The sequence below is a fragment of the Maridesulfovibrio bastinii DSM 16055 genome, assembly GCF_000429985.1.
Classification (GTDB): Bacteria; Desulfobacterota; Desulfovibrionia; order Desulfovibrionales; family Desulfovibrionaceae; genus Maridesulfovibrio; species Maridesulfovibrio bastinii.
In genome coordinates this window covers 144,437-170,655 of sequence record NZ_AUCX01000007.1, presented here as the reverse complement: position 1 = coordinate 170,655, position 26,219 = coordinate 144,437, and the positions used below count along the sequence as shown (strand labels likewise).

Annotated in this window: 24 protein-coding genes; 15 read left to right on the top strand and 9 right to left on the bottom strand. The window is 43.3% G+C overall.

Translation table 11 applies throughout. From position 1 onward, the window contains the following. Positions 1-262 precede the first annotated feature (262 nt). From G496_RS0102920 to mltG, 3 genes are read left to right on the top strand one after another with little or no spacing between them, the layout of a single operon-like run. Entirely contained in the window at positions 263-3,808 is a 3,546-nt protein-coding gene (locus tag G496_RS0102920; protein ID WP_027177953.1) for an FAD-binding and (Fe-S)-binding domain-containing protein, read from the top strand. A 4-nt stretch (positions 3,809-3,812) separates the two neighbouring features. Next, the gene (gene ruvX / locus G496_RS0102915; RefSeq protein WP_027177952.1) at positions 3,813-4,220 is read left to right on the top strand and encodes a Holliday junction resolvase RuvX; all 408 of its coding nucleotides are present in this window, start codon (positions 3,813-3,815) and stop codon (positions 4,218-4,220) included. Then, complete coding sequence (mltG, locus tag G496_RS0102910) at positions 4,142-5,260, top strand: endolytic transglycosylase MltG (RefSeq protein WP_342665370.1); 1,119 nt, start codon at positions 4,142-4,144, stop codon at positions 5,258-5,260. Before ruvX ends, mltG begins: the two co-directional genes overlap by 79 nt. Positions 5,261-5,308: 48 nt before the next feature. Here the strand turns inward: mltG and G496_RS0102905 are convergent, their stop codons facing one another. The 4 genes from G496_RS0102905 to G496_RS0102890 form a co-directional block, all read right to left on the bottom strand. Beyond that, positions 5,309-6,025, bottom strand: coding sequence for a response regulator (locus tag G496_RS0102905; RefSeq protein ID WP_027177950.1), 717 nt, complete (start codon positions 6,023-6,025; stop codon positions 5,309-5,311). 13 nt (positions 6,026-6,038) lie between these two features. Further along, a complete protein-coding gene (locus G496_RS18665) occupies positions 6,039-8,051 on the bottom strand; it encodes an ATP-binding protein (protein WP_034632164.1) in 2,013 nt (670 codons plus the stop codon). Continuing rightward, positions 8,048-9,256, bottom strand: a complete 1,209-nt coding sequence (locus G496_RS0102895; RefSeq protein ID WP_034632162.1) for an ABC transporter substrate-binding protein — start codon at positions 9,254-9,256, stop codon at positions 8,048-8,050. The genes G496_RS18665 and G496_RS0102895 overlap by 4 nt, the downstream gene beginning before the upstream one ends. Positions 9,257-9,383: 127 nt before the next feature. Then, positions 9,384-10,457: a PilZ domain-containing protein gene (locus G496_RS0102890; RefSeq protein ID WP_027177948.1), complete on the bottom strand. Its 1,074-nt coding sequence runs from the start codon at positions 10,455-10,457 to the stop codon at positions 9,384-9,386. A 243-nt stretch (positions 10,458-10,700) separates the two neighbouring features. Here G496_RS0102890 and G496_RS0102885 point away from each other — a divergent pair, with 243 nt between their 5' ends. The 5 genes from G496_RS0102885 (at position 10,701) to G496_RS0102865 (ending at position 17,491) form a co-directional block, all read left to right on the top strand. Further along, on the top strand, positions 10,701-11,087 hold the full coding sequence (locus G496_RS0102885) for a response regulator transcription factor (RefSeq protein WP_027177947.1): 387 nt from the start codon (positions 10,701-10,703) through the stop codon (positions 11,085-11,087). A 54-nt stretch (positions 11,088-11,141) separates the two neighbouring features. Then, entirely contained in the window at positions 11,142-12,914 is a 1,773-nt protein-coding gene (locus G496_RS0102880; protein WP_027177946.1) for an HD domain-containing phosphohydrolase, read from the top strand. 137 nt (positions 12,915-13,051) lie between these two features. Further along, positions 13,052-14,296, top strand: coding sequence for an ABC transporter substrate-binding protein (locus tag G496_RS0102875; protein WP_027177945.1), 1,245 nt, complete (start codon positions 13,052-13,054; stop codon positions 14,294-14,296). Between the two features lie 2 nt (positions 14,297-14,298). Then, a complete protein-coding gene (locus G496_RS0102870) occupies positions 14,299-16,794 on the top strand; it encodes an ATP-binding protein (protein ID WP_027177944.1) in 2,496 nt (831 codons plus the stop codon). A 10-nt stretch (positions 16,795-16,804) separates the two neighbouring features. Further along, positions 16,805-17,491, top strand: coding sequence for a putative molybdenum carrier protein (locus G496_RS0102865; protein WP_084407469.1), 687 nt, complete (start codon positions 16,805-16,807; stop codon positions 17,489-17,491). Here the strand turns inward: G496_RS0102865 and G496_RS0102860 are convergent. After that, entirely contained in the window at positions 17,446-17,721 is a 276-nt protein-coding gene (locus G496_RS0102860) for an Hpt domain-containing protein (protein ID WP_211233824.1), read from the bottom strand. The genes G496_RS0102865 and G496_RS0102860 overlap by 46 nt on opposite strands. A 322-nt stretch (positions 17,722-18,043) precedes the next feature. On the opposite strand from G496_RS0102860, the gene G496_RS0102855 reads away from it, so the two are divergent. The 4 genes from G496_RS0102855 to G496_RS0102840 all read left to right on the top strand — a co-directional run bounded on the left by G496_RS0102855 (position 18,044) and on the right by G496_RS0102840 (position 20,439). Then, on the top strand, positions 18,044-18,403 hold the full coding sequence (locus G496_RS0102855) for an ArsR/SmtB family transcription factor (protein ID WP_027177941.1): 360 nt from the start codon (positions 18,044-18,046) through the stop codon (positions 18,401-18,403). 14 nt (positions 18,404-18,417) lie between these two features. Beyond that, positions 18,418-19,536, top strand: a complete 1,119-nt coding sequence (locus G496_RS0102850; protein ID WP_027177940.1) for an SO_0444 family Cu/Zn efflux transporter — start codon at positions 18,418-18,420, stop codon at positions 19,534-19,536. Positions 19,537-19,552: 16 nt separating this feature from the next. Continuing rightward, complete coding sequence (locus G496_RS21040; RefSeq protein ID WP_156900580.1) at positions 19,553-19,708, top strand: hypothetical protein; 156 nt, start codon at positions 19,553-19,555, stop codon at positions 19,706-19,708. Between the two features lie 182 nt (positions 19,709-19,890). After that, positions 19,891-20,439, top strand: coding sequence for a hypothetical protein (locus tag G496_RS0102840; protein WP_027177939.1), 549 nt, complete (start codon positions 19,891-19,893; stop codon positions 20,437-20,439). A gap of 32 nt (positions 20,440-20,471) precedes the next feature. Here G496_RS0102840 and G496_RS0102835 read toward each other — a convergent pair whose 3' ends face one another. The 3 genes from G496_RS0102835 to G496_RS0102825 are packed head-to-tail and all read right to left on the bottom strand — an operon-like array spanning position 20,472 to position 22,613. Beyond that, positions 20,472-21,491, bottom strand: coding sequence for a glycosyltransferase family 2 protein (locus tag G496_RS0102835; protein ID WP_027177938.1), 1,020 nt, complete (start codon positions 21,489-21,491; stop codon positions 20,472-20,474). Further along, entirely contained in the window at positions 21,491-22,408 is a 918-nt protein-coding gene (locus tag G496_RS0102830) for a PP-loop family protein (RefSeq protein WP_027177937.1), read from the bottom strand. Before G496_RS0102830 ends, G496_RS0102835 begins: the two co-directional genes overlap by 1 nt. Positions 22,409-22,415: 7 nt before the next feature. Next, entirely contained in the window at positions 22,416-22,613 is a 198-nt protein-coding gene (locus G496_RS0102825) for a hypothetical protein (RefSeq protein ID WP_027177936.1), read from the bottom strand. Positions 22,614-22,983: 370 nt separating this feature from the next. Here G496_RS0102825 and G496_RS0102820 point away from each other — a divergent pair, with 370 nt between their 5' ends. The 3 genes from G496_RS0102820 to trpS all read left to right on the top strand — a co-directional run bounded on the left by G496_RS0102820 (position 22,984) and on the right by trpS (position 25,216). After that, positions 22,984-23,352, top strand: a complete 369-nt coding sequence (locus tag G496_RS0102820) for a response regulator (RefSeq protein ID WP_027177935.1) — start codon at positions 22,984-22,986, stop codon at positions 23,350-23,352. A 198-nt stretch (positions 23,353-23,550) separates the two neighbouring features. After that, positions 23,551-24,189 (top strand): site-2 protease family protein, encoded by a 639-nt coding sequence (locus G496_RS0102815; RefSeq protein ID WP_027177934.1) that lies wholly within the window; start codon positions 23,551-23,553, stop codon positions 24,187-24,189. Positions 24,190-24,220: 31 nt separating this feature from the next. Next, positions 24,221-25,216, top strand: coding sequence for a tryptophan--tRNA ligase (gene trpS / locus G496_RS0102810; RefSeq protein WP_027177933.1), 996 nt, complete (start codon positions 24,221-24,223; stop codon positions 25,214-25,216). 60 nt (positions 25,217-25,276) lie between these two features. On the opposite strand, the gene G496_RS0102805 is transcribed toward trpS, so the two are convergent. Next, complete coding sequence (locus G496_RS0102805) at positions 25,277-26,038, bottom strand: aminotransferase class IV (protein ID WP_027177932.1); 762 nt, start codon at positions 26,036-26,038, stop codon at positions 25,277-25,279. Between the last annotated feature and the right edge of the window lie 181 nt (positions 26,039-26,219).

The window sequence follows — 26,219 nt, the reverse complement described above, 5'->3', positions numbered from 1 at the left end:
AGACCTCACTTTGAATGATTAAATATTGCCAACAGGCAGATCAAACTTGTATATTCAGTTCCATTTCAAGTCCAGAGGCAGAGAGAGTCTTTACATTTTTCTAATAACAACTATCTTTGTCATACTTGGATTTGCACCAAAAAATCATCCATTGCCAAAATTGTTTCTTGCAAAACGTAAAAGTGGAACCTATATTCCCTTTTTTTCATCCGCGGGGGAGTACTCCTTTGTCCCCGGCAAAAAGCTTATACGGTAAGACATCATGCCTCAATTAGGTCCCCATATTTCAATTTCTGCCGAAGAGCTCATGAACAGAGTTCTGGGCATAGATCCCTACGATTTTAAAGGATGGCCCGAATATGTACGCAGCCTTGCATCAAGCATCGCCGCTGAATTATTCCTTGTCCGTTACAACCCTTTTATAGATCAGGAACTGGTACGTAAAAGCGTTTCGCGTAATCTTACGGTGGCGCGCCCCACTCTTTCCGGTGAATATCCGCAGATTTTATCCAGAGCAATTGAAAATTTCTGGCTCAAGCAGGATGCGGACCGAGAATTCCGGGACAGACTCGTGGAAAAACTGCGAGAATTTCTGCCTGAAAAAAGCATCGGAATAAATCCGGATACACTTGTTCAGAGTGCTACAGACGCAACAGACCTCCGCATAGAACTGCCCATAGCCGTACTTTTCCCTGAAAAAACCGATCAGATTCAAGCCATTGTCCGCCTTGCCAATGAGATGCAGTTCGGAATTATTCCTCGTGGCGGAGGAACCGGACTTACCGGTGGAGCAATCCCGGCCATGGACAGAACTGTTATACTGTCCCTCTCAAGATTTAAAAATATACTGAGCATCAATAAAGAAGAGCTGACCCTCTGCACTCAGGCAGGAGTCATCACCCTTGATGCGATAAAAGCTACCGCGAAAAAAGGACTTTTATTCACTGTGGACCCGGCATCCAAGGCCGGATCATCCATAGGTGGTAATATTTCGGAAAACTCCGGCGGACCGTTCGCATTTGAATACGGTACAACCATTGATAATATTCAAAGTTTCAAGATGGTCATGCCCCGCGGAGAATTAATTGAAGTCAGAAGAAAAGACCATCCCGGTCACAAAGTTTTTGAAGGCGAAAAAGCTGTCTTTGAAGTTTATGACTGCAAAGGCGGACTGACAGAAACCCTCGAACTTTCTGCTGACGAAATTCGCAGCCCCGGTCTGGGAAAAGATGTAACCAATAAATTCCTCGGCGGACTCCCCGGAGTTCAGAAGGAAGGCGTGGACGGCATCATTACCGAAGCATGCTTTGCCCTTTACCCTCAACCGGAACATTCCCGTGTACTCTGCCTTGAGTTTTTCGGACGCTCCATGCTTAATGCCATGAACGTCATTAAAGACATTGTAGGTCTGAGAGATAAAATTAGAGAAGAAGGCGATCTCGTTAAAATCTCCGCTCTGGAAGAATTTGGTCCTAAATATGTTCAGGCCATCAACTACACTACAAAATCCACAACTTATGAAGGCGAGCCCATATCCGTGCTCATCCTTCAGTTGGATTCTGATGATCAGGACGCCCTGCAAAGTGCGGTTGATACAATTCTTTCAATTGCCCAGCCTTATGACGGTGTTGATATTTTTGCGGCCCGCGATGACAAGGAAGCAGAATTATTCTGGGAAGACCGCCATAAACTCTCGGCAATTTCCAAGCGCACATCAGGATTCAAAGTAAACGAGGATATTGTTATTCCTCTTGAGGTTGTTCCTGAATTTTCAACATTTCTTGAAGACCTCAACCTCATCTTTTTAGCTAAAATATACCGGAAATCTCTGCTCTCACTGAAAGACATCTCCGATTTCCCGATTGATGAGCCTAAAGTTGAGCTGGCTTTTGAAAGAACAACTTCGATACTCAAAGGCAAGCTGACCGGCTCCGATATGAGCGATCAGGAACTGGAAAGCCAGATTCGCTATCTTTTTCAGGAACTCCGTGACCAGTTCCCCAAGCTCGATTCCAAGATCAAGGCGATCTATGACAAGCTTCAGGCCCAGCGCATTGTTATAGCCAACCATATGCATGCCGGAGACGGTAACTGTCACGTCAACATCCCGGTTAACTCCAATGATCCGGAAATGCTGAACAGCGCTTATGATGCTGTTGATCATGTCTTTAAGAAAGTAATTGAACTTAAAGGCGAGATCACCGGTGAACACGGCATTGGCATAACCAAGATCGATTATCTTTCAGATGAAAAGATTGCCGCCATCAGGCAGTATAAAGAGAAGGTTGACCCTCTCAACATACTTAATCCCGGCAAACTGACCAGAAGGGAAGTTCCTTCTCCGGCCTACACATTTTCATTCAACAGACTGATCAATGATCTGGATAAAACTGCAATCAAAGATAAAGAGCATCTGATTGATCTTCTGCGCAATATTCAAACCTGCACCAGATGCGGAAAATGCAAGCAGGTCTGCCCGATGTACTTCCCCCAGAAGGGACTTATGTACCATCCGCGCAACAAAAATATTGCACTCGGAGCTTTGATAGAAGCTATATATTATTCTCAGGTCCAAAAAGGTGAACCATCACCGGAACTGATGACCAGACTCCGCAAGCTGATGGAGCATTGCACCGCATGCGGACGCTGTACTGCTGTATGTCCTGTTAAAATCGATTCAGCAGGCTCAGCCTTACAGATTCGCAGTTTTCTGGAGTATAAAGGAAAAGGCGGACACCCGATTAAGAATCTGGCTCTGCAGTTTGTCGCTAAAGACCCGGAAAGCAGGCTTCCTAAGGTTGCCAAGTTTCTTTCGATATCAGCTTCAGCCCAGAGCAAGGCCATCGGTCTGATCCCCGGACACTGGCGCAGAAGGATTGATTCCCCGCTGTTCCAGAGTAAGACTCCGGCGATGGACCTTAAAAACCTTAGCGAAGATCTGTCCCTTGCAACAGGATCAATGTTTGTTTCGGGAACCACTCCGTCACAAGCTGTATTCTACTTCCCCGGATGCGGAGCCAGCCTGTTCTCACGCAGCATAGGTATGGCTACGCTCTATCTGCTGCATAAAGCAGGTGTGAATGTTGTAATGCCATCCAAGCACCTCTGCTGCGGTTATCCACTGCTGGCAAGCGGCTGTGCTGAAGCCTACAACACTAACCGCCACCGCAATATTAACGACATTCAGTACAAACTGGCTAAAGCCAGTCTGGCCGGGCTTGAAGTAAATACGATTCTTACAGCATGCGGCACATGCCGTGAATCGCTGGAATCATATACTTTCGGTTCTGAGCTGGGCAGATCGCTGGAACACAAGGATGCTGTGCAGTACCTTATTGAACATGCCGGAAGTCTGCCGCTTGAAGCTCTTATGGATGACAGCGAAGTAATCTATCATTCTTCCTGCCATACCGAATGGACTGATACACCAAAAGCCAAGGCTCCTGAAATATACCGCAGCTCCCTTGCCGAACTTCTCGGCACAGAAGTAACCCTGTCTCCGGGCTGCTGTGGAGAATCAGGACTTGGAGCAATAACCAGTCCGTCTATCTACAACAAACTGCGTGAACGCAAAACCAGCCAGCTTAGAAACGACCTTACAGGCAAGCGGAAAGACGTTCCTGTGCTCGTCGGTTGCCCATCCTGCAAAGTTGGTATAAAGCGCAGTATTGATAATCTTAAAAAATCAAACAGAGTAATGCACACGGTTGAATTCCTTGCCGAATTGGTCGGAGGACCTAAGTGGCAGAAAGATTTCAAGAAGATAGTTGATAAAGCCCGCAGGCAGGACTCATTAGTTTTCCTGTAGGCCTATGAAAAATCTTGGAATTGATTTCGGACTAAAACGGGTCGGCCTTGCCATCAGTGATACCGAGGGCATTTTCGCCTTTCCTCTTAAAGTAATCGAGAGGACAACCCGTGACGCACTGTTTACAGAATTGCTCGAAATAATAGAGCGTGAGAAGGTCGAGAACATTGTTCTCGGCCTTCCACTGTCTCTTGAGGGCGAAGACACCCTGACCACACGACAGGTCAGAAACTTTGCAAAATCCCTTGAGAGAAGAACAGAAATCCCCATACATCTAGTGGACGAAAGATTCAGCTCAATAACAGCAGAAGAAGAACTTAAGGAGGCCGGACGTTGGAACAGCAAAACCAAAAAGAATCTGGACAGCCAGGCGGCGACAGTAATTCTGAGAACATGGCTCGAAGGGGCATAGTCTTAAGGTTTGTTATTCCATCGATCGCCGTTGTAAGTTTTTTGGCAATGGTTGTAGGCAGCTGGTTTCTATACCGTACCTGGGATTTTCTGAATATCCCGCCGGAATCTCAGGGGCGTAAAATTAATTTCATAATAGAGCCGGGCCAGACTCTCTGGCAGGTTTCAGCAAATCTGGCCAAAGCCGGTCTTATCAAAGACTCTAAACGCTTTAGAGGATATGCTCAGGCGGAAAAAAAAGGCGGCAATGTCCGTGCCGGAGAATTCAACCTCTATACAAATATGACCGCACCTGAAGTGCTGACAGAAATAACCACAACTTCAGGCATATTGCATAAACTTTCAGTCCGGGAAGGTCTCAACTGGTGGCAGACAGCTAAAATAGCTGAAGAGGCAGGACTGACTACATATTCTGATTTTAAAAAAGCTGTTTACAATCGTGAGCTGATAAAAAAATACAATATTCCTGCTGATAATCTCGAAGGTTATCTTTTTCCTGAAACATATATGCTCACCAGACCTCAAAAAGAAACCGGCACAATCATAGCCGAAACCATGGTCAGAGAGTTCTTCAAGGCAGCTCACAAAGCATGGCCTGACGGATTGCCGTCACCAAAAAAAATTCATGAGACTCTAATTCTGGCTTCACTGGTTGAGAAAGAAACAGGTGATATTTCCGAGCGTCGTACAATAGCAGGAGTTTTTGCCAACCGGCTGCGCAAAGGTTATCTGCTACAGTCAGACCCCACAATCATTTACGGTCTCGGTGAAGATTTTGACGGTAATCTTCATAAAAGCCAGCTTCAGGATAAAACCAATACTTACAACACATATCGCCACAGAGGGCTTCCTCCGGGACCGATCTGCTCTCCCGGTCTTGCTTCCATTGAAGCGGCAATAAATCCTGAAAAAAACAATTACCTTTATTTTGTCGCGAAAGGTGACGGGTCACACTATTTCAGCAGGTCTCTGAAAGAACACAATAATGCGGTAAAAAAATACCAGTTGCGCCGCAACAGAAAAACATACCGCTCTTATTAAATCATGTCGCCAATGAACGCATCTTAAAGTGCTTAAAATTCAACTGGCTCAACAGCATTCCTCCAATGCCTGCTGTTCGGAATCGAAGAATTGAACCATTTTAGATATTCCCATTGTATCAAAGACATTTTTAAAATTATCAGAAAGACCTACAACTATACTTCTGCAACCACTTTCACGGGCCTCTTCGATTACAGATTTAAGGGCTGTGATTCCGGCACCATTGATGGAAGAATTCTGCTCAAAAAACAAGAAAGCGAACTTTCTTTTCATATCGAGTATTTTTGAAAAATGTTCCCGTAAGGCCTTTTCAGAATGGGAAGTAATGCTTCCTCTTATGCGAATAACAGGTCTCCCTACTATTTCCTGAATCTCAATTTCTTTTTTCTTATTGCGGGCAAGCTCAAGCCGTTCTTCAGAAAATTTCAGAGCCTTTTCAACCGCCTCACGTTTAACCGGTTTATTTAAAAAGTCTGTGGCATCAAGGTTCAGAGCTTTAATGGCAATATCCATATCGCCATGCCCAGTGATGACAATAACCTCGGCTTCCCTGTCCAGTGCTTTAATACGTCTTAAGACTTCAATGCCGTCCATTCCCGGCATTTTTATATCGGTCATCACCAGTTCCGGGCGTTCCGTATCGAAAATTTCCACCCCAAGTTCACCATTTTCAGCGGTAAGAACCTCATGACCATAAACAGACATGAGCATGCTGAACATATCCAGAGTCGCGCGTTCGTCATCAATAACCAGAATTTTTGACATGCAGGTAACCTTTTTAATTTTCTTTGATACAGTCAGCTTCAGCAACTATACGCGGAAAAGAAACTATAAAAGTTGTTCCTTCTCCATACTCGCTGGAAATATCAATTCTGCCTTTATAATCTTCTACTATGCCATAAGTTATAGCCAGTCCCAAACCCATGCCATGTCCTACTTCTTTGGTACTGAAAAAAGGTTCAAATATTTTATCAAGAACATCTTTAGAAATCCCGGTACCATTATCTTTGAATGAAGAATAAACATAATTGCTGTCTGCATAAGTTGAAATTTCAACAATACCATCATATTTTTTATCTTCAGACTTTTCGAGAATTGAATCTCGGGCATTGTTTAAGATATTGAAAAACACCTGTTGCAGGCGGTTATCCTGTGCTGTTACAGGAGGAAGATTGTCATCCAGATCCAGATTTATAGTAATATTCTGGAGTTCAAACTGTCTTGTAATAAGAGCAAGAACACTCTTGACAGGTGTATTGATATCAACCTCCTCAGTCAGCATACCGGACTTTCTGCTGAAAGATCTTAATGTATCAATAATTTCTGCAGCTCTATCAACCTGCCTGCTTATTTCAGAGACAACCTTATCAAGCTGTTCAGGAGGTATTTCTCTACCCATTTCAACCATCAGAGACAGATACTCGCTACCCATTTTTATAGCATTCAAAGGCTGGTTTACTTCATGGGCAACACCTGCGGACATTTCTCCAAGCGATTTCATCTTCGCGGCCTGCACCAGCTGGGCGTCTTTTTCAATTATCTGTGTAATATCGGTCACGCCTATAATTATTGCCGGAGTACCCCGGTATGTGATGGGACAGACATGCATATTTACATAAAAAGGATCTCCGCCTTTTTTGTAGTGCAGAATTTTAGGATAATAAACTGATTCTGAAGACTCCCCGTATTCTTCAAAAGCTTTGATACAGGCGGCATTACTGTCAGGGCCGAGCTTCAAAAAAGGTATTCCTATAAATTCATCCCGACTGTAACCGTAAAGCTCCTTAGCTCTCGGGTTGGCATCAAGAATTGTAAACTCAGCACAATCCACAACAAGGACCGGGTCAGGCCCGCTGTTAAAAAGGGAACGATACTTTTCCTCTGATTCCCGCAATCTTCTGCGATAAAGTTTTATCGACCAGACCATATTGCGGAAGCTGTCTCCAAGCTGAACAACCTCGTCACCGTCACGCTTCACATAAAAGCTGCAATCGCAACAGTCATGATCAGGAAAATTCTTGCAGTCTGAAAGATAATAATCTCCGGGCCGGTCAAGATGCCAGCAGGGAAGATCCGTGTTCGTGTAAACAGGACAGTCGGAAACATTCCATCCTTCGAATTCTTCAAGCTGATCGAGGCTGACCTCAAAATTACCTTTGGAAAGTTTATCAGATATGCTTGTAAGCTTGCTTATGGGCCGTGTGATATATTCAGCCATGCGATGACTGACTATGAAAAGGATTACAATCACAATGGAAATAAAGCCCAGAAAGGTTACTCTCAACTTACCAACCAGCTCATCAATATGGGTCTTGTTCAACCCCACATGCACAGTTCCTATCCGGTAAAGTCCCTCCTTTACGGGAACACCTATGTCGTACGCCGACTGTTTTCCAAAATCTATCATCCGCACCGATTGATCCGATTCAGCGGAAACAGGATTGGCGATGGCCAGCCCGTGAGGAAAAGGTACGGTGAAAGTATGGGACAACACATGGTCATCCCGGTCCAGAACAAAAATATAGGCGATAAGATGCTGGCGTTCACGGAGTTTGGCTTCATCATATAACAGGCTCAGCAGATGGGCAGGATTATTATCAAGAACATCTCCGGTCCCCCTTTCCGCAACAGAATGAGCAATGGAAACACCGCGCAGTTTAAGCTCGGAAGTAAGTGAAGAGACCAGAATCCATCTTGCCAGAAAAGCAATTATAACGCTGATGGTCAGAATTACGCCAAGAGTGGAAAAAAAGAATTTATTTTTAAGGCTCATCCCTTTCAGTCTGATCATCTGAAAATCCCCCGCAACCTTTCCCAATCCTTAACCGGGGTGAAGCTGTCATCAATCAATCTGGTGAAATAAATTCTATCCATTCCCTGATGTTTTTTACTGCTGAAGGAAACTTTCACTCCCGGAGCAATATGATAGTTTCTTATCCCTTCAATACCTTGAATAAATCTTTCGCGGGTTAACTTCCGACCGGACCGCTGCAAACCTTTAACCAGAACCCTGGCATTCAAAAAACCTTCCAGACCGACAAAATCAGGAGTTTCACCGGGATAATATTTATTTAAGAGTTGGGCGTATTCAGAAACTTCAGCTCCTGTTCTGCTTTCAGCAACCTGTGGAGGAACAACCTGCGACATCAATATCCTCTGGTTATTGTCCTTTCCAAGGCATTTAATAAATTGGTCTCCCCCAACAAAAGAGACCATATAATAGACCGGATTAAACCCTTTCTCCGCCGCCATACGAACAAATTCGGCGCAGGGTTCAGCTGTCCCGATCAAAAAAACCGCTTCAGCACCGGAAGATATGATTTTATCCAGACCTTCCTGAATATCTGTAGCTCCTCGAACATACGAACCTCGGCCTACAGGAGCCAGACCATAGTTTTTAAGAGCCAGCTCTGTCCCTGTCAGACCATCAAATCCATAAGCGTCATACTGATAAAAAACAGCAATTTTTCTGATGTCCAGATCTGATACGAAATGTCTTACAGCAGCTCTGGTTTCTTCATAATAAGACGGTCTGACATTTATAACATTTTTATTGAATGGATAACGGAAAGCATTAGCTCCGCTCAAAATTCCCACAAGTGGAATTTCAGCATCTTCGATCATCGGCAACGCCCTGACAGTTGTCGGGGTTCCCACATATCCGAACAGACCAAAAACCCTGTCTGAAACAATCAGCTTCTGTGTATTCGCAAGACAGGCTGTTGGTTCATAAGAATCATCATAAGCGATGATCTCTATTTTGCGTCCATGAACGCCGCCTTTTTCATTAATATGTCTGATATAGGACATGGCCCCGTGCATGCTCTGAACCCCGAGGTATCCCGCATGTCCCTTCAAAGCCAGTGAAGAGCCGAACACAACTCTGTCTGAATAAATGCCCTGATTCTTTTTCTGGTCTAATTTTATTCTAACTGAATTATTGCATCCAGTGACAGAAAAAATGGCTATGACGACAAGCAGCCATCTGAAAAACATAATTCCCCCGATTGGAAGATTAAACTTTAATAAATGAGGTTAAGGGAGTGGATATGACATTTTAGGACGGGTTACAACTTAACGGAGACGGGCAGGAATAAATAAAAGGCGATAAGGTCTTTTCAAATCAATCTTCAGGGTTATTGATAACAGCGGCCATAAGAGCCTGTCCTTTAAAAAGAGTACTGCGCTTTCTTGGAGGAACTTTGAGACTCCTTAAAAATTGAAAACTCAACCTAAACCGGCCATTTCCCAATGAACGTACTCCACGCACTTCGCCCTGAATAAGATGGGGAACAAAGATTTTTTTATTAGGAGCATACATAAGCATAGCCATCAGCACGGCATCATTAACTTCAAATTTCTGACCACCGGCTTTGATACCAGTTTTGATGGCGATTCCACCCTTGGAAATATCCAGAATCATTTCCGGAAAAATCTTATCTTCACCTTTTTTCCTGTTATCAATCAGGATATCCGGTTCCAGCCTGTCGAGACAGTCTCCGGGATTGTATTTTCCGGGAATAATTCTCCAGACTTTGATTTTTATAAAACGCTGGTCCGCAACCTTTCTTCTGGCATTGGCCCTGCGCCGAATAAAGCCGAAGCCGGAAGTCCGCTCCAAGGCAATTTCATTGTCATCATTAAAACTGATGACCTTCCCCACAAACGCGTTAACCCTGCGCTCTGCGTATTTCATTTCCAGAAAAATGCATTTAACCGTCACCTCAGGGTTAAGAAGATGCCTAGAAACAGTTCTGGTAACCCGGCATTTTAAGACAAGCCCTTTAGATTCAATTATAACCGCCATTCCGGCTAAAGATCTCTGCCCTGATCTTTCAACGGAGATATCAATCTGCATCCTGCGGTTTATAAGATTTTTTATTACTTCCCGGTCAGATGAAACACATAAATTTTTATTATCACATTCATCAGGGAACCTATCTCCGTCACTATGGCTTTTATCTTCAACTTTTAATGAAGGGAAAATACCCCCCAGTAAAAAGCCTATTGTTTTCAAAAAATAATTTTTCGCCTCAATATGGATATTATTTTTCTTTATAATAAAAAATAGTGAAACAAGTCCAAGTCCGATAGCTATAAACCCCATAAAAACCTTAACTTCGATGGGGAGATCCATACTTTTAAAGGAAGTTTGAATTGTTCCTAAAAATTGTGAATCGAACTTTGAATTCATCATATTATCTGTACCGCTGTTCACTATTAAATATAAATATATTTCACCGAGAGTAAAAAGTCTGCCACAGCTATAACTATTTTTTAAGAAAGAGATAAAGAGGATATATTGCATTACTACAATATTTCCAAGATTAATTTTATATATTTGTAAGTGGTTACAATCTTCAAATATCCAATAGCTGCTTGCGGTTCAAGCGTTCTCCATGTAATTAAGTTAAAGTTTAGCAAATAAAAGGAGCCACTAATGCCCGGCAAAATTCTGGTTGTCGATGACGAAATTCACATCAGGATGTTACTAGAGCAGACCTTGGAAGATCTTGAAGATGATTATGATGTAGAAATTCTCACCGCTGAAAACGGTGAGGAAGGACTCGACATTATCAGAGAAGAGCATCCGGACCTGGTTTTTCTGGATATTATGATGCCGTACATGAACGGATATGAAGTCTGTCAGACAATTCGTGAAGATGAAAATATCTCTTCAACAAATATAATTCTGCTGACAGCCAAGGGGCAGGAGGTTGACCGTAAACACGGTCTGGAGCTTGGTGCGCTGCGCTATATGACAAAACCTTTTGATCCTGATGAAATACTTGAGACTGCAAAGCAAATATTAAAACTGGAGAACTGATCACAATCTATTTTAATTTGTAATTTCAAAACAGGCTGAAAAAATAACCGATTTATGAATACACCACTTAAGTCGACACACCCGCTTAAAAAACTGCTGAAGCCGAAGAAACTTACTGAGTTCTTGAACCGGACTCTGGCGGCATTACCCGAAGGGAGTGTTATTTATGCTTATGTGGATAAAATAGAGTTCCTCCGCATAGGCAAAGAAGAAACTCCAGCTGAAATTTTCGAAACACAGACTGTCAGCGTAAAAAACAGTATAAACGCCGATTTTAATATCAGTGCCGGAATCCCGGCAAACAAGACTGATGGTGGAAATTTCATCTCCAGTCTGAAATCAATTCTTGAACTTACCGCTTTCTCCATTTCAGAATATATTGAATCAGAACATGCCCGTAAGAAAATCGGGGCAGAAACGCTATCCAAATATAGAGAGCTGGCCCTGCTGCACCGCTCAATTGTTGAGCTTAACAATTCCCTGCGACTGAAAGATGTTATTCATGCTCTTATAGCTGAGTGCATGACCTCAAGCATTCCCGCTGAACTTGGTTCCGTATATCTTCCTGAAGAGTGCGGTTTTACACTTTTCGATCATTTCGGGAACATAAAAAATGATCCGTTTGCGAAGCTTGTCGGCTCCACCCTTTTCACGGATGTTTTATCCGGGCTGCGCGGTGAAATTATAAACGATGTCAGCGAGGATCCCAGATGCGATGAAAAATTCGGGGAGACTATAAAATCACTGCTGATAATGCCCATCCCTTCTCCAAATGCCTGTGAAGGAGCATTGCTGCTGGCATCTAAAAAACCAAACAGTTTTAAAGCCGCACATCTGAGATATGCAGGAACTCTGGCATCAGTGGCAGGAATATCCATAAGCAATGCTTATAATTTTGAATCCATAAGGGTTCTCATGGACTCCATGCTCAAAGCTCTTGCCGAAGCTATTGACGCCAGAGATCCATTTACAGCCGGTCATTCAGAAAGGGTGGCTCATCTCGCCGTGGCCTTTGCCAGAATAATAAATCAGGATGTCCAGAATTTCAGTGAGTATACTTTCACAGATTATCAGCTGCGGGAAATATACTACTCCGGCATTCTTCATGATATTGGCAAAATAGGCATCAAGGAAGAAGTTCTCACAAAGAACACCCGCCTGCCCATGAGAATTCTGGATATAATAGGCATGAGGATGAAGCTCTTCAGCCTGACGGAAAATATTCCATGGGAAGAAAACTTCAACCGCTTAAAACGCATCAATCTTTCTCTCAGTCCATCTCAGGATGATCTGGACTTTGTCGCCTCGCTTGGGGACACGGTTTTCTCTGTAAACGGTTCATCAGTTCCTCTTCTGCATCAGGATGAACGGACCTACCTGATGGTCAAAAAAGGAAATCTTACAGCCGAAGAGCGGAAAGAGATAGAAAGACACCCTGCAGAAAGCCAGCGTATTCTTGAACATATTCCTTTCCATGACGAATTTTCGCACCTTTTGAAAATTATCAGGCAACACCATGAGCGACTGGACGGCTCAGGTTATCCTGACGGTGTCAAAGGCGAGGAAATTCTCCTGCAAAGCAGGATACTGGCTATTGTAGATATATTTGATGCGGTAACTCAGGAGAGGCATTACAAACCCGCAACTCCCAGAGACAGAGCTCTTAAAATTCTTGCCGAAGAAGCCGGATGCGGAAAACTCGACAAGAATCTTGTAAAGCTGTTCATTGAAAATATTGATGCAATTGAAGAAGGTATTGACGCAATTAACCTTGATAGGCCGACTTCAACCAGGTTCTGCAAAATACCTAGAAATTTTTCATACTGAGTGCAGCAGGACCGGTTTCTGTCCTGATCTTTATATTTTTTAAGGATGACACTCAGGTAGTTCTTCAACCCGGATTGTAATAATCCCGCACCTCTCAGAAAGGGGTTTTCAACGTGCCGTACAGACATGGATTTCAGTTGAAAAAAAATTGGCTGAGCTTAGTGATCATGCTCTCGGTCCTGATTTCAGGAGTATTCTACCCGAACTTCAGCATGGCTCAGGAAAAAATACTTCTCGGTATGTCAGGGGCCTTTACCGGTCCAAGCAGAGGGCTGGGGATAGAACTCTACAGAGGCTCTCAGGCCTATTTTAATGAAGTTAATGAAAACGGCGGAATATATGGCCGGAAAGTAGAAATCAAATGTTATGATGATGGTTACAACCCTGACCCGGCAATAACAAATACGATAAAGCTGATTCAGGACGACCATGTGCTCTGCCTCTTCGACTATGTAGGCACTCCAACTGTCACCAGAGTGCTGCCGCTGATCAAACATTTCAATAAGGCTGATTCAGTCTATATGTTCTTTCCCTTTTCAGGGGCCGAACCTCAGAGGGAATATCCATACAACCACTATGTATTCAACCTCCGTGCCTCATACGTTCAGGAAACGGCAGAACTGGTAGAGAAGCTCTACAATGCCGGATACCGCCGTATTGCGGTTCTTTATCAGGCTGACGCCTATGGAAGATCAGGCTGGGCCGGAATACACTCTGCTCTGGACGTAAAAGGACTGAAAATAATTTCTGAAGCAACATACAGCCGCGGCGCACAGTTTACCGATTCCATGGAGGATCAGGTCAACATTTTAAAAAATAAAAAACCTGATGCAATAATCTGCGTCGGCGTCTACGCGGCATGTGCGGCTTTTATACGTGATGCGCGCAATGCCGGAATGGAAATGCCTATCTGCAATCTATCATTTGTGGGTAGCGAAAGCCTTCTCTCCATGCTGGAAGCTTTGAACAAAACAAGCCATCAGGATTACACCAGAAAACTTATCAACACGCAGGTTGTTCCCAGTTATGAAGACACTTCACTGGATGCTGTGCAGGAATATCGAAGGCTCATGGATAATTCCAAAAACCTGATTCCTGAAAAATTCAACAATAATTATATTCCTCAAAAATACAGCTTTATAAGCTTTGAAGGCTACCTGAATGCCAGAGTTATGTCTGAGATTCTAAAAAAAATATACAGTTCAGGATACATAGACGATATTTACAGTTCAGCACTATCACTGCACCAGATAGATATAGGCATCGGGACACCTGTTGTGTTTGAAAACGGCAAGCATCAGGGACTGAACAAAGTCTATTTCACAACCGTTTCTGACGGAAAATTTATTCCGCTGAGAAGCTGGGAGGACTGGAAAAAATGAAAATGTCTAAAATTTTCCAAAAAACCCTTCTGGTAAACTTTATTCTATTCGGCATTATTTCCATTTCCATGTCGGTGATGTCCGCCCTGACCCTCTATAACCACATGATATATGAATATATCAGTAAGGGAAAAGCAATCGCCAGCAGTATTTCAAGCTCCAGCGTGGAAATACTGCTGAACAGAGATATGGCAACCGTGCAGTCCATGATAGATCAGTTTCTCGAAATAGACGGTGCCGCCTATGTTTACGTTGAAGATGACAAAGGGGAAATCATATCTCACACCTTTGTTCCTGAAATACCAGACAATCTAATCAATGAAACAGCTAAGGAAAAAGGAGAGTCTGTCAAGGAACTCAACATAGAAGGGTTCGGTAAAATAATTGATATCTCCAAGCCGATACTGGCTGGCAAAGCCGGTTTGGTTCATGTCGGCATGGATAAAGGAATTATCACCCATTATGTCTGGATGGCCATTGCCAGACTTCAAATTCTCATGTTTTTTATTTTCTGGGGCAGCGTCTTCATACTCTACCTTCTGGTCAACAGAATATCACGTCCTCTGGACCTGCTTACAGAATACGCTAAAAAATTATCCAGCCACGATTTTACAGCCACAGTGGATATCAAATCAAAAGATGAGATTGGCATACTGGCCAACACTATGCGCAGTATGGCCAGTGAGCTGACAAGTCTGATCTCAAAGCTTGAGCAGTCAGTTAAAAAATCCACTTCGGAACTTCAGGATACCTTAACCTATCTTGAAGTGATCATAGACAACCTGACAGACGGACTTCTTGTCGTGGATGTCTTCGGTAAAATTTCACTCACCAACCCTGCATTGTCGGAACTCTTCGGGCTTGAAGATAAGAAGCTGGAAGGAGTAAGCCTTGAAGCCTTTTTCCCGAAAGAGATATCGGAACTGTTCGATGAGGTTAAAGAATGGGATCAAGGCATCTTTAACGCTGAACTTTCTCTTGATCAAAACAGGATACTTATAGCCGAAGCCACGGCTATCCATAAAAAAATCTCTGATAATGATCCTGATATGTGCTTAGGCGCGGTAATAATGGTCCGTGATATTACTTATGAAAAGGAACTGGATAATTTAAAAACAGACTTTATATCCACTGTTTCCCATGAACTCAGGACTCCCATGACCTCTATTCTGGGGTTTGCAAAAATTATCAGAAAAAAACTGGAAAAAAATGTTTTCCCCCTTTGCCAGACAACAGACCGCAAATCAGAAAGGGCGATGGTTCAAATTCAGGATAATATCGATATTATTGTTTCCGAAGGCCAACGCCTTACAGAGCTTATTAACGATGTGCTCGACATAGCTAAAATGGAAGCAGGAAAAGTCGAATGGAAAAGTAATGATGTTGATCTCAATGAGATCATCAAAACATCAATTCAAACAACCAAACCGTTGTGGTCAGCCAAGAAACTGGAAATAAATACTATTATAGATGAACAGCTGCCGATAATCACCGGAGACCATGACCGGCTGATACAGGTCATGGTCAACCTGATTTCCAATGCAGTCAAATTTACATCTGATGGCTTTATAAACTGCCGTGCTAAAGTTAAAAACGATGAGATACTTATCTGTGTTGAAGATTCAGGAACAGGTATCTCACCGGCAGATCAGGATAAAATATTCGCCAGATTTAAACAGGCCGGTGATACCCTCACCGGAAAACCGCGTGGCACTGGTCTTGGCCTGCCAATCTGCAAACAGATCATAGAATATCATAACGGAAAAATCTGGGTCGAAAGCCAGCTTGGAATGGGAAGCACATTCTGTTTCAGTCTGCCTTTAAACAAAGCTGTAGCAACTCCACAGACTACGGATGACTCGTGCGATACAACTCTGAAATCCCTCGCACGAAAATCCAACAACATGAACCATCCACTGATACTTGTTGTCGATGATGATCCGGCGCTGAATGAGTTCCTTTCACAGGTGCTTGAAGATGAAGGCTACCGGATAATTTCAGCAAACAACGGAGAAGAAGCTCTCGCCATTGCGGAAAAAGAACTGCCGGGGCTTATTACAATGGATTTAAAAATGCCGCGTATGGACGGAGCTGAGGCTATTAAAAAACTCCGTGAGAATCCACGCACCGCGCACATACCGGTAGTTGTTATCAGTGCTCTGGCAGAAGGATCAACTGCAGGTGGAGATGCCTCGCTCATAAAACCGATTGATGAAAACAGGCTGACCGAAACCATCCACTCGCTTATGCAGGAGGATCTGGTTATGACCGATCCGTGCATGGTTCTCGGCAAGGATAGAAAACCTGTAAGTTCAAACAATCTACTGGTAATCTGCAAAGACAAGCTGGACTACTGCGCACCGGAAGAGGTCTGGCAGCGAATTGAATCAGGCTTCAAAGGAACACTTTTTATTCCCGGAGAGCTGAGTCTGACTCTTGATCTTGACCGACTGACAAGGATTCCTGAATTACAGGTTGTAATAATACCCGATAACTAAAGCGAAAAAAATGGAAGACATCTCATTATACGGGGCAGCGGGCTATCGCACCTGCCCTTCCTGTTCATGGACAGATAAAATTGAAAACTATGAAGTTGTCCCGGCACTTCCCGGAACTATTGATATCGTCAGGTGTCCATACTGTGGTGACATCTCCTCCTCTGCCATAGGCTCTTTCAGCCCTGTGGAAACAACTCTGCCTGAGGGTTTTAAAATAATTTCCGGCGGTCAGACAGGTGTGGATAGAGCCGCCCTTGACGCGGCAATACAGCTGGGAATACCCCATGGAGGGTGGTGCCCTAAAGGAAGAAAAGCTGAGGACGGAAGGATAGACCACAGATATAATCTGAAAGAAACAACCGAAGGTGATTATCGCAAGCGGACAGAAAAAAACATAATTGAATCAGACGGAACTCTTGTTCTTCCGGGCGAAGCCATGTCCAAGGGGACAGCACTTACAATAAATCTGGCCAGAAAACATTCAAGACCAACGGCTGTAATTCCGCTAATTTCAGAACAGGATGATAAATCCCTTATGGCGTGGATTAAATCAACAGGAATAAAAATATTGAATATTGCCGGACCGCGAGAAAGCATCTATCCCGGCATAGGGCTCAAGGCCATGAACTTCCTGCTGAAAAATCTGGGATCTCAGCACCTGCAGTCTGCCAGTCTTACTTCTACACGATTCAGATAACTGTTCAGAACCGCAATTCTTCCCTTGAGACGGGCAGCATCCTTTCTTGCCGCATACAACTCAACGCTATGCAGCAGATCCGCATAATGGTCAAAACCGTAGGTCATTGCCGCACCGCGCGAAGAATGGGCTTTTCTCGCAACTCCGTCATAATCACCCTTCTGCATACGGTTACGCATGGTCAGAACATCAGCAGACATTGTTTCCAGAAGAATTGGTACCAATCCCATTAAATCCGAAGCTACCGCTACTGTGAATTTGTCAAATACAGATCTTTCTGATTCCATCATCAACCCTGAAAGGAAATATCTTTTGAAATTTTATTAAACCGGTTGCCCTGCCAACAGTAAAGGACAACATAACCACGGCCGATATTCAATTCTGATCACAGACCGACCTGATTATTCAGGTGGCATACTACCCCATCATTACTAAGGCCGCAAACATAAACATATATATTGATGATTGGGGGATCAGTGTCACAAAACCTTGACATAAGCCAACTTTGCACTAATATATGAACAAATGCTCATATATTCATAGGAGAAAAAAATGGCTTCAGGACAAGAATGTTGTGAAACTCATTCCCCCCACCCGGATGCGATAAACAAAGTCCGGGAAGAAATGTGTGACAAAAAAACCATATCAGAGCTGGCCCAGACTTTCAGCCTCCTCGGCGATCCTGTCAGGGTTGGAATACTGCACGCCCTTTCCATTGAAAATCTGTGTGTCTGCGATATTTCAGAACTGCTCGGTATGAGTCACTCTGCCGTATCTCATCAATTAAGACTGCTGCGCACCGCCAAAATGGTTAAATATGAAAAAATCGGCCGCAAAGCCCTTTACAGCCTTGATGACGAGCATGTTGAAACACTTATAAAAAAGGCTATTGAACACGCCGGACACCGTTAGCCGAGGTAATAGTTATGACCAATATAGTTTTAAATATAATTTATGAATCATGGCGCGTACTTCTTGAGTCCGCTCCGTTCATGATCTTTGGATTCTTTGTCGCCGGGTTGCTTAAAGCCTTTGTTAAGCCTGATTTTGTAAGCAAAAATCTTGGTTCCGGTAAAACATCTGATATTGTAAAAGCTTCACTGCTCGGCATCCCCATTCCCCTTTGCAGTTGCGGAGTAATACCGGCTGCGGCCCAGATAAAAGAACAGGGTGCAGGAAAAGGTGCAACCGCATCATTTCTTATCTCCACACCTGAAACCGGAGTAGACTCCATCGCGGTTACATGGGCCCTGCTGGACCCGGTGATGACCGTATTGAGACCGCTGACAGCATTCATATCAGCAATAGCCGCCGGAATTGCAGTCAATTTTTTTGATAAAAAAGATACGCAAAAAAACGTAGCAATGCAGGAAATAAAATTAGGTCCGGTTGCAGATCTGGATGAAGGCAGCTGCAATTCAGGTGATTGCGGATGCTCAGGCTGCGGATGCGGGCATGACGAGCATGGTCACAGCCACGGAGAATCTCCTAAAGGAGTCATACCCCAAATAAAATATGGTCTTGAATATGCTTTCGGTGAACTGTTACAGGATATTGGAACATGGTTCATTGCAGGAGTGATTCTAGCCGGTATTTTTTCTGCTCTGATTCCTGAAGGCTTTATTGAAAACAACCTTGGTGACGGTTTCCTATCACTGCTGATTATGCTTGTTGCCGCGGTTCCATTATATGTTTGTGCCACTGCATCAACTCCCATTGCAGCGGCTCTTGCCCTTAAAGGCTTATCACCCGGAGCAGCTCTGGTCTTTCTGCTGGCCGGCCCGGCCACCAATGCAGCATCCTTCACTGTTGTGACTAAAATGCTTGGCCGAAAATCAGCGTTTATATACTTGTGCAGCATTATAGTCAGTGCTCTTATTCTCGGCATGCTGACAAACTGGCTGTATTCACTCCTCGGGCTTGATATCTCAAGCTGGGTAAATCCTGCTGAAATTGAAACCCACGGCATACTTTCAGTGCTTTCAGCAGTTGTACTGCTGGCCATGATATTGTATCCTAAGGTGAAGCATTTAATCTTTAAATAATACACCGGGGGTCGTCATGGGCGGAGAATTTGTGGAAAACATTATTCTGTTTCTGGTTATTATCTTCGGCATTTCTTACATGGTAAGAAAGCGTGGAGCTGATTCCGGTTTCGGCCTTGATGATAAAAATGACGACACTCGGGATGAAATAGAAAACGAAAAAGAAGAATAATTATCCCAAACATTATTACTGAATAAAATAAAAACGGTTCCGGAAACGGCTTCACTGCTTCTGGAACCGTTTTTTTAATTCCAGCATCCGTTACAGAGATTCCAGCCTATTAAAGCTTGTTGAAGGCAATACTTAATGTTAACGGAAAATAGTTTGAATCAACTAACCGTGGGGAAACACAAATGTCTGAAGGTATAGTAGAAATCGAAGAACAATTAGATAAGCTTGAAGATCCGGATAATTTTATCGGTTTCTGTGCCTTCGATCTTTTTCTTGATAATAATGAACAAACCATCAAAGAAGGGATGGTTAAAATATCCAGAAATTTTTCCGGTGAGGAATCAGGCTTTTTACGCTTCACCTTCATTATAGATGTTTACGGAAATAATTCCGAGCGCAGCAAAGTTCAGCAGATTTTCTCCAGATTCCATGATGCCAGCCTTTCATCAGATCTTGATCCCGACTTCATGTATGTAAAACCCACGGAACCTAAAACGCAGAAAGATCAGGCCTGGTTTATAGGGGATGTATTTTTTAATTTTGACAAATGCCGCGATGCAGCCAAAGAAAATGTCATCAATTTCTTCATTCCGTTTTTAACCCTGCGGCTCCCGGTGGAGTTTCATGATCTGCAATGGTGGGATGATGAAGCAACTGATGAATGTCCCTGCAAAGAAAAAAGCAGTGCTATTCAAAGCATAAAAAATTTCATCAAAAAAAGGTTCAGCTGAGACCATTAAGACGGCATAAAAATTGTGTGCTGCTAGGCGACCAGAAGGTAATCACGCCCCATGGCATAACCTTTGCCGTTAAGAAAAGAAGCTACTTTATCCCGGGCCCCGCGGGTCGCTACATAAGACAATAAAAAACATTTTCCCGGCTTTGGAATATCTTCAAGTGAAATAACCGGTTTACCTGAAACAACCTTACCTATTTTATCCGGGTTGATATCAACATAAGCCTTAATATTTACGCCGTAGTTTTCAAGTATTGAAGCTCTTTTCCGGTCCAGCCTGCTCGAACCAAGCACAATAACTTCAGGATGCAGAGCGTTTCCACTCTCGAGCCAGCGATAAAGATACTCACTTTTGATCCTGTAAAATGAATCAACACTGTATTTGGGATGGTTACGCGAAAGTCTGCCCGGCGGATCATTCCAGACAAAAAGTTCCTTACGGACCTTTTCCATGCGCACTCCGCTTTCAAGAAAACGCAAAACAAGTTCATAATCTTCAGGGAAATCACCTTCCCTGAAGGCTCCGTATTTATCCAGCAGTTCACGGCGCATCATTATAGACGGATTTGCAAAGGGAAATTCCACAAAACGGTGCAGCGAAATTTCCTCATGGGTAACCAGAGTATTAATCCAGTCCACATAGCAGGCATATCCAAAATTCTTTTTGCGATCCCCGCCAAAATTCACCAGACATGCTGTTAATCCAATTTCAGGATTCTTATTTAAAAAATCCACCTGACACGCAAGTCTGTCCGGAAGTGAATAATCATCGGCATCCATGCGGGCCACAAACCTTCCGCTGCTGGCTGACAGGGCAGCATTGGCGGCCCCTACGACACCGCGATGTTCAATGAACACCGGCCTGATTCTGCTATCCTTCTCGGCATAGCCCTTGAGAACACTGGCTGTTGAATCCGTTGAACCGTCGTCAACAGCCACTAGCTCAAAATCTTCAAAGCTCTGATTAAGAATACTCTCAACAGCAGTCCCGACGGTTTCAGCACAATTATAGCAGGGCATTGTTACTGAGACCACAGGACTCTTCATTACTTTTCTTCCTCCAGCGCTTCATTAAGCTGAGACTTTATCCGGCATACACCGCAGACTCCGGCTGAAGTCGGGCAACCGCATTCAGTACAGGGAACAACTTCAACACCCTTCTTCTCATGAAAAGCTGCGAAAGCCGGTGCTCCACGGTCGAGGAAACCTTCATAAAAAGCACGTTTGGTACCCGGACTCTTGAACTCAAGATCGCGCCAGAGCATTTTGTGCCCGGTGAAACTGGCTCCCCCGCTATAGGGACAAGGCAAATGATGATAAGGGATACCTTTAAGAAAAGCGAAGTTGGCATTTTCGAATTCAGTAAGCCTGAAAAGTGGCTTAACTTTTTTAGCAAATCCATTTTCCGCTGGCAGCAAAGGGCCCTGATCAGAAAGGTAGGACTGATCCCAGCGCAGTGTATTTGCAAAAAGTCTTGCCACCTCGTCATCTAAATTATGCCCTGTGGCAAGAGCCGTAAAGTCATGCTCAAGAGCAACCTTATTAAAATAATGACGCTTTACCTTGCCGCAGACGGAACAGATGGGCCGGCGGATATGCTTTTTCACCAGCGGCATGGGTAATCCTTCTTTCTCCATCTCGCTGACAATGAGTTTAAACCCGTGCTCGGAACAGAAATCCTCAATTACGGAACGGGCTTTTTCTGAAGAATTCGGAATTCCGAGATCAATATGCAGCCCGGTGACATTGTAACCAAGCTCAGCCAGAGCGTACATGAGGCTCAGTGAATCTTTACCACCGGAAAGAGCTACTAGAATTTTATCATCCCTTTCCAGCAGTTTACGTTTTCTGATTCCTTCACTGACCTGTTTCATATAAAATTTATCGTAACATTCAGGACAGAAAGCGGCATTATGGCTTGGCAGACTGACAACTGCTTTTTTCTTGCAGACTTTACATTTCATATTTTCTTTACCCGACTGACATAACGTTTCTAACGATTATTTTATCGTCCTTTTCAATTCGGCAATCCTGAGTCAAAAGCTCTCCGTCCCTTATAACCAGCACATCAGTATGACGAAGCTCAAGCTTGTTCAAAAGCTGCAGCACGGTATTTAATTTTGTAAAAGTAATCTCTTTTCCTCGGGGTTCAAGCCTTACTTCAACCATTTTATTCTCCTCACTTTGAAAGGAATTCCTTGTGAAAAAGGCATTATCTTTAATCACCGCTTTCTTCAAGCTTTTGCATACCTCCAAAGTATGATATGCAAAGGTAAAATATTCTACGGTTAACTTTTAAAAAAACAGGGTCTGAGCAAATTAATTTTAATTATGTTTACGGTTTGATTTCCCATAGATTGAGAGTATCATTTATAAACATCAATATTAAAAGCCGATATGGTAAAATATTTAAAGAGATATTGATCAGCAGTACTTAACCGGAAAATATTTTATTTCTAAAAAATTGTATAATTGTTGACCCAAACATAAAATTTGCTTTAGTATCATAATAAATGAATCTTCACCCAAGGAGCAAATAATGACCTCCCCAATAATTCTTGTAGTAGATGATGAAAAACATATTCGTATGCTATACAGGGAAGAACTTGAAGCCGAGGGATATACCGTTGTCACTTCAGACGGAAGCGAAGACATACTCTCGGTTATACACAAGGAAAATCCCAGCCTGATAATTCTGGATATTAAACTCGGAATTGACAGATCCGGGCTTGATCTCCTGCAGGAGATAAGAAGGGAAAACCAGACTATCCCGGTCATTTTGAGTACAGCCTACGACAGCTTTAAACACGATCTGAAATCAATTGCAGCAGATTACTATGTGGTAAAATCAGTTGATCTTACCGAGCTTAAACTCAAAGTAAGTCAGGCTCTCCAAAAAGCATCCTGAAACAAGATTTTTTTATAAGACTCTAAAATAATACATTACTTTTTACAGCATCAGGGTTGTTCTCCAATTGAGTTCAACCCTTTTTTCTTGCCCCGTGTAAAAGATCATGCTAGCCCGAATTCCACAGGCGGAAATATCTATCCGCACCATTAAAACAGTCTACCACGCGGCTGAAACCAACTCAGCTCATCTATAAATATGTTTGATATAAGTGGCATCATAAGAAATATTTCAATAGTGGCTCTGCCTTTTCTGCTGGCCATAACATTCCATGAAGCATCACACGGCTATGTTGCATGGCTTCTTGGTGACCCCACGGCCAAAAATTCAGGCAGACTGACTCTTAATCCCTTAAAACACCTCGACCCGGTGGGAACAATAGCTCTTATTGTAACCCAGATGATAGGCTGGGCTAAACCTGTGCCCATAAACCCATCATATTTCAAAAATCCAATCAAAGGGATGATGCTGGTCTCCATAGCCGGTCCGGCAGCTAATTTTGCACTTGCGGTAGTATTCACTCTTGCCTATCGCTATCTCCATTCACTTAATATTACACAAGTGAGCGAAATGGAGATGCACATATTAAAGCCTCTGGCATTAATCATAAATGCCGGAATTATGATCAATCTGGCTCTTTGCTTTTTCAATCTGATACCGATTCCTCCGCTTGACGGAAGCAAGATTGTTGCAGGTCTGCTCCCGCGTGAAATGGCATTCAAATACCTTTCTTTCGAGCGTTACGGTTTTATCGTTATAATTTTACTGGCTTTTTTGGGACTGCTTGGGAAAATTATCTACCCGGCAGTCAACTTCTCATTGAACCTGCTGCTTTAATAAAAACAGCTCAACAGGATATAAAATTGTCATGACAGCTAAAAACAACCGTATTGTATCCGGCATGAGACCTACAGGACCGTTACACCTTGGACATTTTTTCGGTGTTCTGGTCAACTGGCTCAAAATTCAGGAAGAACACGAATGTTATTTCTTTGTCGCGGACTGGCATGCTTTAACAAGTGAATACGCTGATCCTCGCCGCATTAAAGGTTTTGTTCCGGAACTGGTTAAAGACTGGGTTGCAGCTGGTCTTGATCCTCAAAAATGCGTTATTTTTCACCAGTCACAGGTAAAAGAGCATGCAGAACTGCACCTGCTGCTTTCCATGATGACTCCGGTAAGCTGGCTTGAACGCAACCCCACATATAAGGAAATGTGTCAGCAGCTTTCACAGAAGGACCTCAGTACATACGGTTTCCTCGGATACCCGGTGCTCATGGCTACTGACATCCTCATGTACAAACCGTTTGCAGTGCCTGTTGGACAGGACCAGCTTCCGCACATGGAACTGACACGCGAAATAGCCCGCCGTTTCAACTACCTCAACGGTGAATTCTTCCCAGAACCTCAGGCAATGCTGACCGAGGAAGCAAAACTTCCGGGTCTTGACGGCCGCAAGATGAGTAAAAGCTATAATAACGGCATATACCTCCGTGACTGCATGGAAGAGGTAAAGCCCAAAATAATGAGCATGCTCACAGATAAAAACAGACTCAGAAAGAACGATCCGGGTGATCCTGAAATATGCAACCTCTACCCTTACCACAAGCTTCTTTCCAGTCAGGAAAAGTGTGCTGAGATAGAAGAAGGATGCCGTAATGCATCGTGGGGATGTGTGGACTGTAAAAAACTTCTCGTTGAAAAAATTACCGAATTCCTTGAGCCGATGCAGGAACGCCGCAGAAAGCTTGACGAAAACCCGGACCATGTATGGCAGATTCTCGACGAGGGATCTAAAAAAGCCAGAGCAAAAGCTAAAGAAAATATGGAAGAAATCAGAGATCTTCTCGGATTCAAGTACTAAAATTCCATATTGCCACTGCTAAGAAATATTAAAGCCTCCGATTTTTTCGGAGGCTTTTTTTCACGATAATATCAGCCTTGTAATCTTTGCCGCCGTACCAAAGTCAAGCTTGTAACTGTACTCTCCTAGTTCTGAGACAGGTATCATCCCTCCAAGAGAGTTCAAGGCATACACATATTCATAATCTCCTGCTGCCGAGAGTGGTATTACTTTTCTTTCTATTTTAAGGTGTTGAGCTGCAACGGCAAGAGCAGTACTTGGCAATTTATAATTTGTTTCAGTCTCATAGAAATGCCCGTCACGTGAAAAAACAAGTGCCGAAACACTTGATTCAAGAATATTCCCTGCCGGATCACAAAAGACCGAATCATCCGCACCTTCAGCCACAGCCTGCTGCCAGGCTATGAAATATTCCATGTGGCTCATTGTTTTATGACGCATCATTTCTGAAAGAAATATTTCATCCCTGATCCTCATTTTCCAGACTCGCTCCGGCTGATAATCAAAAGGATCAGCGGTGACTATGGTTCTGGCTCTGCCGTTTTCAAGAGGATAAAACAAATTTATTCTGGCAAATGAATCGGAAAGACCGTTTGCAGCGACAACTTCCGGTAGAACTTTTTCATAATCTACTTCATCGGGAGTAATGCAAAATTCCTCAAGACTGGCCATCACTCTGACAAGGTGAAGATTCAAATGACAGACAGTACGTCTGTTCCATGCAATAGTTTCATAGAAACCGTACCCGGTTCTGAAAGCAGGTTGCATCGGTGCCACTGAAAGCTCCCCTTCCTGCATTTTTCCATCGCGATAATAAATCATTCACACCTTCTTTTCTAAAAATGTACCTGAATAAAAGAACTGTTGAATAATAAAAAAAAGAAAAAATAACTTTTTAACTATAAAAGCACAGCGCTTGACTATAGACAACCGGCCCCGGCACGTTTTAATCTTAATCCACTTTATTATTTCAATTACATTATAAGGTTATATTCTATTAATG

Coding starts and splice junctions, on each gene's coding strand:
- G496_RS21040 (WP_156900580.1), top strand. CDS start 19,553: ATGGGCGGAGAATTTGTGGAAAACATTATTCTGTTTCTGGTTATTATC.
- G496_RS0102850 (WP_027177940.1), top strand. CDS start 18,418: ATGACCAATATAGTTTTAAATATAATTTATGAATCATGGCGCGTACTT.
- G496_RS0102815 (WP_027177934.1), top strand. CDS start 23,551: ATGTTTGATATAAGTGGCATCATAAGAAATATTTCAATAGTGGCTCTG.
- G496_RS18665 (WP_034632164.1), bottom strand. CDS start 8,051: ATGATCAGACTGAAAGGGATGAGCCTTAAAAATAAATTCTTTTTTTCC.
- G496_RS0102880 (WP_027177946.1), top strand. CDS start 11,142: ATGAATACACCACTTAAGTCGACACACCCGCTTAAAAAACTGCTGAAG.
- trpS (WP_027177933.1), top strand. CDS start 24,221: ATGACAGCTAAAAACAACCGTATTGTATCCGGCATGAGACCTACAGGA.
- G496_RS0102890 (WP_027177948.1), bottom strand. CDS start 10,457: ATGATGAATTCAAAGTTCGATTCACAATTTTTAGGAACAATTCAAACT.
- G496_RS0102920 (WP_027177953.1), top strand. CDS start 263: ATGCCTCAATTAGGTCCCCATATTTCAATTTCTGCCGAAGAGCTCATG.
- G496_RS0102865 (WP_084407469.1), top strand. CDS start 16,805: ATGGAAGACATCTCATTATACGGGGCAGCGGGCTATCGCACCTGCCCT.
- G496_RS0102840 (WP_027177939.1), top strand. CDS start 19,891: ATGTCTGAAGGTATAGTAGAAATCGAAGAACAATTAGATAAGCTTGAA.
- G496_RS0102885 (WP_027177947.1), top strand. CDS start 10,701: ATGCCCGGCAAAATTCTGGTTGTCGATGACGAAATTCACATCAGGATG.
- G496_RS0102805 (WP_027177932.1), bottom strand. CDS start 26,038: ATGATTTATTATCGCGATGGAAAAATGCAGGAAGGGGAGCTTTCAGTG.
- G496_RS0102870 (WP_027177944.1), top strand. CDS start 14,299: ATGTCTAAAATTTTCCAAAAAACCCTTCTGGTAAACTTTATTCTATTC.
- G496_RS0102830 (WP_027177937.1), bottom strand. CDS start 22,408: ATGAAATGTAAAGTCTGCAAGAAAAAAGCAGTTGTCAGTCTGCCAAGC.
- ruvX (WP_027177952.1), top strand. CDS start 3,813: ATGAAAAATCTTGGAATTGATTTCGGACTAAAACGGGTCGGCCTTGCC.
- G496_RS0102855 (WP_027177941.1), top strand. CDS start 18,044: ATGGCTTCAGGACAAGAATGTTGTGAAACTCATTCCCCCCACCCGGAT.
- G496_RS0102895 (WP_034632162.1), bottom strand. CDS start 9,256: ATGTTTTTCAGATGGCTGCTTGTCGTCATAGCCATTTTTTCTGTCACT.
- G496_RS0102825 (WP_027177936.1), bottom strand. CDS start 22,613: ATGGTTGAAGTAAGGCTTGAACCCCGAGGAAAAGAGATTACTTTTACA.
- G496_RS0102905 (WP_027177950.1), bottom strand. CDS start 6,025: ATGTCAAAAATTCTGGTTATTGATGACGAACGCGCGACTCTGGATATG.
- G496_RS0102860 (WP_211233824.1), bottom strand. CDS start 17,721: ATGGGATTGGTACCAATTCTTCTGGAAACAATGTCTGCTGATGTTCTG.
- G496_RS0102835 (WP_027177938.1), bottom strand. CDS start 21,491: ATGAAGAGTCCTGTGGTCTCAGTAACAATGCCCTGCTATAATTGTGCT.
- G496_RS0102820 (WP_027177935.1), top strand. CDS start 22,984: ATGACCTCCCCAATAATTCTTGTAGTAGATGATGAAAAACATATTCGT.